Source organism: Moorena sp. SIO4E2, assembly GCF_010671945.1.
GTDB classification, from domain to species: domain Bacteria; phylum Cyanobacteriota; class Cyanobacteriia; order Cyanobacteriales; family Coleofasciculaceae; genus Moorena; species Moorena producens.
Map to the genome: position 1 here is coordinate 1 of NZ_JAAHIE010000289.1, position 9,224 is coordinate 9,224.

The 9,224-nt window shown below is 43.3% G+C and carries 11 protein-coding genes; 10 read left to right on the top strand and 1 reads right to left on the bottom strand.

Going from position 1 to position 9,224, the window contains the following annotated elements; translation table 11 throughout:
* Positions 1–659, top strand: a 659-nt coding sequence (locus F6K37_RS24285; protein ID WP_287252655.1) for an NAD(P)H-binding protein, incomplete at its 5' end; no start/stop codon positions are given.
* Positions 617–904 (top strand): hypothetical protein, encoded by a 288-nt coding sequence (locus F6K37_RS24290; protein WP_287252657.1) that lies wholly within the window; start codon positions 617–619, stop codon positions 902–904. The genes F6K37_RS24285 and F6K37_RS24290, both read left to right, overlap by 43 nt.
* 89 nt (positions 905–993) lie before the next feature.
* Here the strand turns inward: F6K37_RS24290 and F6K37_RS24295 are convergent, their stop codons facing one another.
* The gene (locus F6K37_RS24295; protein ID WP_287252658.1) at positions 994–2,574 is read right to left on the bottom strand and encodes an ArnT family glycosyltransferase; all 1,581 of its coding nucleotides are present in this window, start codon (positions 2,572–2,574) and stop codon (positions 994–996) included.
* A gap of 40 nt (positions 2,575–2,614) precedes the next feature.
* Between F6K37_RS24295 and F6K37_RS24300 the strand changes: the two genes are divergently transcribed.
* The 8 genes from F6K37_RS24300 to F6K37_RS24335 all read left to right on the top strand — a co-directional run bounded on the left by F6K37_RS24300 (position 2,615) and on the right by F6K37_RS24335 (position 8,841).
* Positions 2,615–2,770, top strand: a complete 156-nt coding sequence (locus tag F6K37_RS24300; RefSeq protein ID WP_287252660.1) for a hypothetical protein — start codon at positions 2,615–2,617, stop codon at positions 2,768–2,770.
* A 238-nt stretch (positions 2,771–3,008) separates the two neighbouring features.
* Positions 3,009–3,827, top strand: coding sequence for a uroporphyrinogen-III synthase (locus F6K37_RS24305; RefSeq protein ID WP_287252663.1), 819 nt, complete (start codon positions 3,009–3,011; stop codon positions 3,825–3,827).
* Between the two features lie 29 nt (positions 3,828–3,856).
* Positions 3,857–4,018 (top strand): hypothetical protein, encoded by a 162-nt coding sequence (locus F6K37_RS24310; RefSeq protein ID WP_154659662.1) that lies wholly within the window; start codon positions 3,857–3,859, stop codon positions 4,016–4,018.
* Positions 3,978–4,460 carry a VOC family protein gene (locus F6K37_RS24315; protein WP_008179147.1) on the top strand — a complete coding sequence of 161 codons (483 nt, stop codon included), beginning with the start codon at positions 3,978–3,980 and terminating at the stop codon, positions 4,458–4,460. Before F6K37_RS24310 ends, F6K37_RS24315 begins: the two co-directional genes overlap by 41 nt.
* A 100-nt stretch (positions 4,461–4,560) precedes the next feature.
* The gene (locus tag F6K37_RS24320; protein ID WP_008179149.1) at positions 4,561–5,454 is read left to right on the top strand and encodes a phosphodiester glycosidase family protein; all 894 of its coding nucleotides are present in this window, start codon (positions 4,561–4,563) and stop codon (positions 5,452–5,454) included.
* 279 nt (positions 5,455–5,733) lie between these two features.
* On the top strand, positions 5,734–7,245 hold the full coding sequence (locus F6K37_RS24325; RefSeq protein WP_008179151.1) for a GUN4 domain-containing protein: 1,512 nt from the start codon (positions 5,734–5,736) through the stop codon (positions 7,243–7,245).
* A 253-nt stretch (positions 7,246–7,498) separates the two neighbouring features.
* The gene (locus tag F6K37_RS24330) at positions 7,499–8,485 is read left to right on the top strand and encodes an endonuclease/exonuclease/phosphatase family protein (protein WP_287252669.1); all 987 of its coding nucleotides are present in this window, start codon (positions 7,499–7,501) and stop codon (positions 8,483–8,485) included.
* 8 nt (positions 8,486–8,493) lie between these two features.
* Positions 8,494–8,841 carry a cupin domain-containing protein gene (locus F6K37_RS24335; RefSeq protein WP_008179156.1) on the top strand — a complete coding sequence of 116 codons (348 nt, stop codon included), beginning with the start codon at positions 8,494–8,496 and terminating at the stop codon, positions 8,839–8,841.
* The last annotated feature ends 383 nt before the right edge of the window (positions 8,842–9,224 follow it).

The window sequence follows — 9,224 nt, forward strand, 5'->3', positions numbered from 1 at the left end:
CTAGCCTCCCCCCTGCCATCCAAAATGTTACTCATATCATCTGTTGTACTGGAACGACTGCTTTCCCTTCTAATAAGTGGGATTTCGACACAATGGATCAGGCGAAAGGATTCCCAAGTGTGATCGAGTGGCTCAAGATCTATCTCAACCCCACCTACGCTCGTACTAAAGCCAAAAATAGTCCTGAGCAAGTTGATGGTATAGGAGTTAGCAACCTGGTAACAACAGCTCCTAAAGATCTGAAGCGGTTTGTCTTTGTATCCTCTTGTGGTGTGCTACGGAAAGATAAACCACCCTATAGTATTCTTAATTCCTTTGGTGTACTCGATGCCAAACAAAAAGCAGAAGAAATCATCATTAATTCAGGATTACCGTATACTATTATTCGCCCAGGACGATTGATCGACGGTCCGTTTACCTCCTATGATTTAAACACTCTGTTGAAAGCGACAACAGCAGGAAAATTAGGGTTAGTCTTAGGTACCGGGGATACTTTATCAGGTCAAACTAGCCGGATTGATGTCGCATCAGCTTGTGTAGAATCCATTGCTAACTCTGTTACAGTTGGAAAAGTTTTTGAGCTGATAAATAGGGGAGCGAGACCATCAGTGATTGATTGGGCAGGGCTATTTTCTACTCTGGAGTACTTAAGCATTTAGCTATCAGCCGTCAGCGGTCAGCGGTCAGCGGTCAGCGGTCAGCTTATTTTATTCAAAAGCTGTTCGGTGTAGCTTGCCCTACGGCGTTGCTTAATAATGGAATGATTTCAAGACTTTTGTGGAATGGGCATCTTGGTGGAACTGGCATCTTGCCAGTTTCAATATATTTTCGGGCGGGCAGGATGCCCACTCTACTCCTATTCAAAAGAAGATTCAGCAACGCCTGGCCTACGGCCAATGGCTGATAGCTGAATGCTGATAGCTGAAAGCTGAAAGCTGAATGCTGATAGCTGAAAGCTGAATGCTGATAGCTGAATGCTTACCTCCCGATTCCCTACTCCCCACTCCCTACTCCCACCCCTCTCGCTAACGTAAACCCTTCAGCAGTGCCTAAAAATACTTGGTTAGGTAATTGCAAAGCCGCTAACGTAGAATTGTCCAAGAGCAGGTAAGATTGAGTTGAACACAACTGTTTTAAAGTATTTTCATCTTGGGGAATCACTTTGCGATCGCTATAAAAATCTAAACTAGGACGCTGATAGGAAAAAGACGTATAGATAATATCCCCTGGAGCCGTATTTTCCTGAATCAAAGCCGCCACTGGCTTAACTGGAAATGCTTCATTTAACTCCCAGAGCCAAGAGTGAGAACTCATTAATAATACCAAAGTTATATACATCCCTATCAATAAAATTGGGATAAAATTGCGGTTATGCTGTTTAATTGTCCAAGCCGCTAGGGTCATGGTTAGGCTTACCACCATACCCATAAGGATTAAAACCGGTTGGGGATCTGCCAAGATAAAATAAATACATCCCCCTAAAGCAGCTACTCCAATAAATCCTAAAATAATTGTTAAAATCTTAGGATAACGACTCCAATGTTGCCAAAATACAGTGAGTTTAGCGGCAACAGCTATAGCAAAAAAGGGATACACAGGCATAATATACCAGGGTAGCTTAGTGGCCATCATAGAAATAATTGTCAAATAGCCGATAGTCCCAATTAAAATTAAACTCCCCCAACTCGTGAGGGGTTTTCGCCAAGCTAGATAGAATCCTCCTAGCCAAAACAATAGCCAAGGGAAAGTATACTTAATTAACTCCAAAAGATAATACCACGCTGATCCTTGATTCCCTTCCACCTTTTCAGAGATGCGAGCAAATCCTTGAGAGAGAAAATGAACATGCCAAAAGGTTGCTCCATAATGCTGCCATTGGGCAATATACCAAACCAAAACCGGTGCGTAACCTAGGACTATGCCCAACCAAAAATAGCGACTTTTCAACAACCCTAAGGTTTTATTGGCCAGAATAAAGACCAAAGCAATTGCCCCTAGAGGCACAACTAATAGACCTTTTGTGAAAGTAATTAGTCCTAAACAAACTCCGATCCCAATTGCCCAATAAGACTGAGCCTGACAAGCTTTAAGTAAGCAAAATAGCAACAGCAAAAACCAAGTATTGATCATGCCATCCAGCATTGCCAAACGTCCGTGGCGCACAACTGGCAACAGGGTTAAGTAGACGCTAGCGGCAAATATGGCACTGAGACGTTGAAGGAATAGTTCTCGTGCTACTAAATAGAGCAGTGGTACTCCACACGCTGACAAAAAAGCACCAGGCAAACGAGTAGTGAATTCTTGGACACCCCCTACTTTATAGCTTAAAGCAATCAGCCAATCCATCAAAGGGGGTTTCAGTAGATAAGGTTCTCCCCACAGAGTAGGATGGAGCCAGTTACCCGTGCGATAGATTTCTCTAGCGATCAGGGCTCTAGTGCCTTCATCCCAGTCCCGTAGGGGTACATTTCCCAGAAAAATACCCCAAAGGAAAAGGGCGGCCAGGAAAAGGCTTAGGATCCACTTGATATCAGTGAGAGAGGGATTTTTTAAGGTAAGTGCTAATTTGTTCATCTATAACAAAGGGAGTAGGGAGTAGGGAGCGGTGCGACCCGTGGCGAATTTAATTCGCCTACGGAAAGCGCACCGAGGGAGTCGGGAGTCGGGAGACGGGGTAACAAAATTGACTGTACCTCATAAGTATGAAAAACGCTATATTAATGTTTTGACTAGTTTCGCCCTAGGATGGTTATATAGCATTTCCATTTGATTTGTGAACATAATCTCTTTGGGAAAGGCAAGAGGCAAGATTTAATTAAGTATATAGGAATTTTTGGTAATCAAAAAAACTGTAATTATTTTTTTGTATTTATTTATTAACTCTATAGCAGCATTTAAAGCGTTTTTAATAACTATAATGTCCACAGTTTTTTTTTCCTATTCCCTGTTACCTATTCCCTGTTCTCTGTTCCCTGTTCCCTGTCTTGATATAGATTGACAATAAAAAGATGCACCCTCTATCTCCATCAAATCAACTCCCTCTCTATGGCAAAAGAATCATTGTAACAGCACCAAGAACCTATGGGTCTCGGTTATCTCAACAAATCATTAACCAGGGTGGACTTCCCATAGTGATGCCAACTATTGAAACCTGTCTGTTGGAAAATTCCCCTGAATTAGATGCTGCTCTCAGGCAAATTCATAAATTTGATTGGATTGCCTTTACTAGTCGCAACGGAATAGACGCTTTTTTTGAGCGCATGGCATCCTTGGGGATTTCTACATCTGTGCTGAAAAATTGTCAACTGTCTGCCATTGGAAAAGATGCCGAAAGATTGTCGGATTTTGGAGTAACAGCTGATTTAGTTCCGGCTGAAGCTAGCCCAACCGGAATGGTTACTGAATTGTCTAACTATCCAACTATTGATCAGAAAACTATATTAGTTCCTATTCCAAAGGTGGTCGGGATACCAGAACCTAATGTCATTCCCAATTTTATTTCCGGTTTACAGGAATTGGGCATAAAAGTCAGTCCAGTATTGACCTATCAAACCCGAATTTTGGATAAAACTATCTATGATGTAGAATTGAATCTGATTCGTCAAGGCAAGATAGATGTTATTGCTTTTAGTAGCACCGCAGAAGTGACCGCTTTTTTGACAATGGTAAACTCCCCCCAGGATTATAACCATTGTGTCATTGCTTGCTTTGGTCCCTATACCGCTGCTAATACTGAAAACTTGGGGTTAACTGTCTCTATTGTATCTAAAAATTACCGCTCCTTTGAGGGATTTGCGAATGCGATCGCAAACTTTTTTAATAGCTAACTTTCAGCTATCGTAATCCTAAATAAATTGTGATAATTTTTGATGCCATATTCCGTACTTCTTACTCCCGATTCCCGATTCCCGATTCCCGATTCCCGATTCCCGATTCCCTTTGCTATATAATTAGCGAAGGGAAATTTAGGTGGGTGAATGGAAACCAATCAGCCCTCAGTCAACCCCAATACCCCTAATCTAGATCGGCTTCACATCAAGCGCCCCTGCTTGGTAGTTGCTGATCTCGAACGAGCATTCACCATTTACCAAGATATCCTAGGATTTAAGCTCGACTATCTGGCTGAAGCATCCCCAGACTCTTACCTCTACCAAGTGTTTCAGTTTCCCAAAAGTGCTCAGCTCAAATTTGCATCACTCAGTACAGAAGACGAACCTAGAGCCCTAGCCCTGACCGAAGTCAAGGGAATTGAATTACCCACCCCTACCACTCCCTATCGTTTAGCCCTGGTGGTCAGAGTAAAAGACCTGACCCTAACCATTGAGAAAATCCGTGAACTCGGCCTTGAAACCATTGAGCCCAATTACTTTACTAGACCACCAAACCTCAATTTCACTGAGCAAGCATTCTGCGATTACGACGGTCATCGGATTATGCTTTATGATGTGACATCTGGTTGAGTAATTTAGCGAAGGGAATAGGGAGTCGCACCTCTGCATCGCTATTCCCGACTCCCAGATCCGCTGTTCCCTTTGCTATAGTTATTGCTTCTAAAAGAACGTGAGAAAAATCCTTGGGCTGAGCTTGATTGCCATTGGTTTAGCCATTGGGTGGTTATCTATCCGGAATCACCAGCCACCCGATGCCCTCTCTTCAGATGTTTCGCCACCCCAGAAACAGATCAAATACCAATCCCATCCTCTAGACTTTAGTGTGGTTCATACCTTATTAATTCCAGCTGAAAGTGGATTTTCCGTTACTCCAGCCATATCGGAACAGTTAATCACCTTAGAAGATTTAGCCCAAAAGCACCAAGCTGTAGCTGCCATCAACGGCGGTTTTTTTGACCCAAAAAATCAGAAGACCACCTCAATCGTAATCAAGCAAGGGCAACTAGTAGCAGATCCCCGTGACAACCAGGGGCTAATCCAAAATCCCAACTTACAGCCCTACATGGATAAAATTCTCAATCGATCAGAATTTCGGCGATACCGTTGTGGGTCAACAGTCCGCTATGATATTACCCTACACAGTGAACCGACCCCCCCCGGTTGTCAATTATTAGATGCCCTAGGCAGTGGTCCGTTGCTGGTTCCACAAATTACATCAGTCACCGAAGGTTTTGTAGCTGTAGAAAATGGCAAAGTCATACGAGATGCCCTAGGGAGCAGCCGACTCAATGCTAGAAGTGCAGTCGGTATTACTCCTGATGGCAGCATTTTGTTAGTCATGGTCGCTCAAAAACCAGAAGCTCCCAGAAATTCCGGTATGTCGTTCAGGGCCCTAGCTACCTTCCTGAAAACTGCTGGGGTGGAAAAAGCCATGAATCTAGATGGAGGAAGCTCCTCCGCTCTTTATTATAACGGCAAAACCATTTATGGGAGAGTGGACAAAAACGGAAATCGAATCAAACGAAAAATTAAATCGATTCTAATGGTTAACCAAGACCCGTGACTAGTAGGGAGTCGGGAGCGGTGCGACCCGTGGCGAATTTAATTCGACGACTGTAAGCGCACCGAGGGAGTCGGAACGATCTGAAAATCTAATCAGTCCTTAATTATTATATAGCAGTTCTCCTCTTTATGAGGTACACAGGATTTTTGACCTATTCCCGTTTTCCTATTCCCGATTCCCGATTCCCTATTCCCTATTCCCTAAAATCCAAAACTTGTGTACCTCACCTATTTTAGAAATGCTATAAGAAGATAATAGATGGCATTAGTGAAAAAGTAAATGGCTAAGAAAGTAGCACTGCTGATCGCGGTTGATCAGTATGCAGAAGGTTTAACTACCCATCAAGCTGCCTCCCATGATGTGCAAGCAATGCAGCGAGTTTTACAAGAGAAAACCCTAGGGGATTTTAATCGGGTAGACTTGCTGCTCAATCCCAATATGGTCAACCTAAAAGAGGCAATTCAGAACCTAGTTGACCAATGTGGTGTCAATGACTTAGCCCTAGTTTTTTTCTCTGGCCAAGGAATTATTAATCAGGATGGTAAACTGTATTTAACAACTAGCATCACGACTAAAGATAACCTTGAAGGTACTGCATTACCCGCTTCTTTTTTACACCAGCAATTTAGTCGTAGTGATGCTCAGCAACAAATAGTAATTCTTGAGTGTGATTACTATAGTGCTTCCGCTGATGGTTCGCTGACAGAACCTGTGAGTGTCAATCTCAAGGAAGAACTCAGTGCTCCAGGGCGAGCAGTTCTCACCTCCTCCACAACTACACAAACCTCTTTTGAACAGGAAGCACCTCATTGTTCCCTTTACACCCAGTACTTAGTCGAAGGCATTGAAACTGGTGCAGCAGACCGAGATGGGGCTGGCTTAATCTATGTTCGTGAATTACATAACTATGCCACCGAAAAAGTCCAGACTATTAAGCCCCAGATCGAGCCAGCTCTGTTTCTCGATAATAAAGGGTTGGATATTTTACTGACTATTTTAATGAATAAAGACCCCAAGGATGATCCCGATAGTGAGTATCGCAAAATCGAAGCCAAGTATCGCAAAATTGTGGAAAACTATGAACGGTATGGTAAGATTCCTGAAATTGTTCAATATACATTAAATAAAAAACACAAAGAGTTGGGGATAACTGTTGACCTACACCAACCTGACCAACTCATTTCTGATCAAGGCATAGACTACTCTAACTTGCGAGATTTACTCAAAGCCGGTAAATGGAAAGAAGCCGATCAGGAAACCTTTGCTCTAATGGTTAAAGCAGTTGATCGAGAAGAAGACAACAATCTCGATCCTGAGTCAATCAAGAATTTTCCCTGCACCGATCTACACACCATTGAGCAGCTTTGGCTAAAGTATAGCAGTGGGCAATTCGGCTTCAGTTTGCAAAAAGAAATTTGGCAGAAGCTTGGGGGAAAACTTGATAGTGACGAGAATAACGTTGATAAACTAGAATTCAACCGAAGCGTGTATGTTTTGAGTTCCTATTACAACCCAAACAGTATTTCCCGCAGTAATTATTTCCCTAACATATTAGCGTATCAAACTCAGCTTTATCAACAATTTGGTCATAGTGTGGGATGGCGACAGCGCAAAGGATTGCACCTCAGAAGACGATGGAAAAATTATGAAGACCTTACATTTTCCGTAATCTGGGCTCCAGTGGGTCACCTGCCAACTCTGGTTGGTCGTGATGGCATGAATTTGGGAGTATTATCGATTTGGAGGATGAGGGTTAATTTATTCTCTCACCTTGAGGAGTGTTGGTTATAGCGTTTGTAAGTATTCAGCTATCAGCCGTCAGCGTGTCGCGTATCAGCTTATGGGCACGCTACTTGAGGTGCAGCCTGGTCTTGGGGGTTTCCCCCACTCGCGCTTTGCATCAAGACAGTGTGGCACAGGCTTCGACGCATCGGACCTATTAGCTGATAGCTGACAGCTGAACGCGCACGCGTGCGCGTAGCGCATATGCTTAGGTTGAGGAAATGCCAAGCTGGAGAAATAATTCTCAGCACAAATAAGAATCATGAATCGAAACCGTTTCAAAGTTGGAACCTTTAACCTATGCAACTTAGTGCTACCAGATGTCCTATACTATAGAAAAAAGATATATACCCAAACAGAGTACGCTCTTAAGACCAGCTGGATCGCTGAACAACTGAAGAAGATGAAAGCTGACATTGTTGGCTTTCAAGAGGTATTTCATAAAGAAGCTCTCCAACAAGCACTGGCTCAGAGCCAAGTTTATGACAATGCCACCACTGTGTTCGCAAACCCTACGGGTAAAAGTCCAGTTGTTGCCCTGACCTCCAGGTTTCCAGTGCTTGAATACAACGTCATCAAAGATTTTCCCACTACGGCATGCCTGGATATCCAAGGAACAGACATCCCACTCAAGCGTTTTTCTCGACCAGTGTTGGAAGCACATCTCAAGCTGAGTGACACGATTGATTGTACAGTTTTTGTAATTCACCTCAAGTCCAAGCGTCCGATCATCCCAGATGGAGTAGACCGCAACGACCCAATTGAACAAGCCAAAGGACAAGCGAGATCTCTAATCCTCCGAGCAGCTGAAGCAACAGCTTTGCGGGTAATTTTGATGGATAAGCTTCAGCACAGGGATCATCCGGTAATAGTTATGGGTGATGTCAATGATAGTGGTCTGGCTATAACCTCTCAAATCGTTTCTGGAGAGCCTCCTTTGAGAAAACTCTGGTTTCAGCAAAAGCAGATCATCTGGGATGTGTTGTTGTATTACGTCAAAGACATTCAAGCTCGACAAAACTATGGTGACTTCTACTACACCCACATCCATAATGGCCACCACGAGAGCCTAGATCACATCCTGGTTAGTCAGGAATTCGTGGTTCAAAATCCCAAACGCATTGGCAGAGTTGGGTATGTCTCCCTTTTCAATGATCATCTGATCGACGAAACTTTGAGTGAAGAGAAAATTGAGACTTGGCAATCTGATCACGGACAGGTCGTTGTCTCCATCGAACTTGATTCATAAGGTGATGTATGAACACTGAAGAGATAGCTAACATTTTCAACTTACCTCCTGAACTTCCTACCGAAGAACTGTTTGAACCGTTGATATCTAGCCAGAGCGTATTAATCGAGCGCATCATCTCCACTGGACAAACTACACCAACCGGAGAGTGGTATGACCAAGACCAAGACGAATGGGTAATCCTCTTACAAGGGCAAGCAACCCTTGCCTACCTTGACGGTTCCAGTGTCAAGCTCAAAGCAGGGGATTATCTATTTATTAAAGCTCATCAAAAGCATCGAGTTGAATATACCAGTGCTGAGCCACCCTGCATTTGGCTAGCCGTTCATGGCAATTTGCAACAGCAGCAGACGTAGGCAAAATTTTCAGGACTTACGCAAAACTGGGCGTTGCTTAATAATGGAATGATTTCAAGACTTTTGTGGAATGGGCATCAGGCGTGGAACGGGCATCTTGCCCGTTACAATCTTCGGGCGGGCAGGATGCCCACTCTACTCCTATTCATTCGAAGATTCAGCAACGCCCAAAACTGGACTCTAAACCCGCTTATAGCATTTCTCAAATAGATCAGGTATCAGAAACGCTATAGAGTAATCGCCCTTCAAGTATGATCCTAAAGTATTAAGTTTTGTAAAACGTTTCATAACTTGATTAGCTAGCCCTGATTACTTACTAGAGGTTACTGTTGTGATGGGGAAATGCGATCGCTATTTATTGTCGTCTCATTTTCCCTTAACTC

Bases quoted from the DNA above. Each gene is read 5' to 3' on its own strand.
- F6K37_RS24295 (WP_287252658.1), bottom strand. From the start codon at position 2,574: ATGAACAAATTAGCACTTACCTTAAAAAATCCCTCTCTCACTGATATC.
- F6K37_RS24305 (WP_287252663.1), top strand. From the start codon at position 3,009: ATGCACCCTCTATCTCCATCAAATCAACTCCCTCTCTATGGCAAAAGA.
- F6K37_RS24315 (WP_008179147.1), top strand. From the start codon at position 3,978: ATGGAAACCAATCAGCCCTCAGTCAACCCCAATACCCCTAATCTAGAT.
- F6K37_RS24325 (WP_008179151.1), top strand. From the start codon at position 5,734: ATGGCTAAGAAAGTAGCACTGCTGATCGCGGTTGATCAGTATGCAGAA.
- F6K37_RS24330 (WP_287252669.1), top strand. From the start codon at position 7,499: ATGAATCGAAACCGTTTCAAAGTTGGAACCTTTAACCTATGCAACTTA.
- F6K37_RS24335 (WP_008179156.1), top strand. From the start codon at position 8,494: ATGAACACTGAAGAGATAGCTAACATTTTCAACTTACCTCCTGAACTT.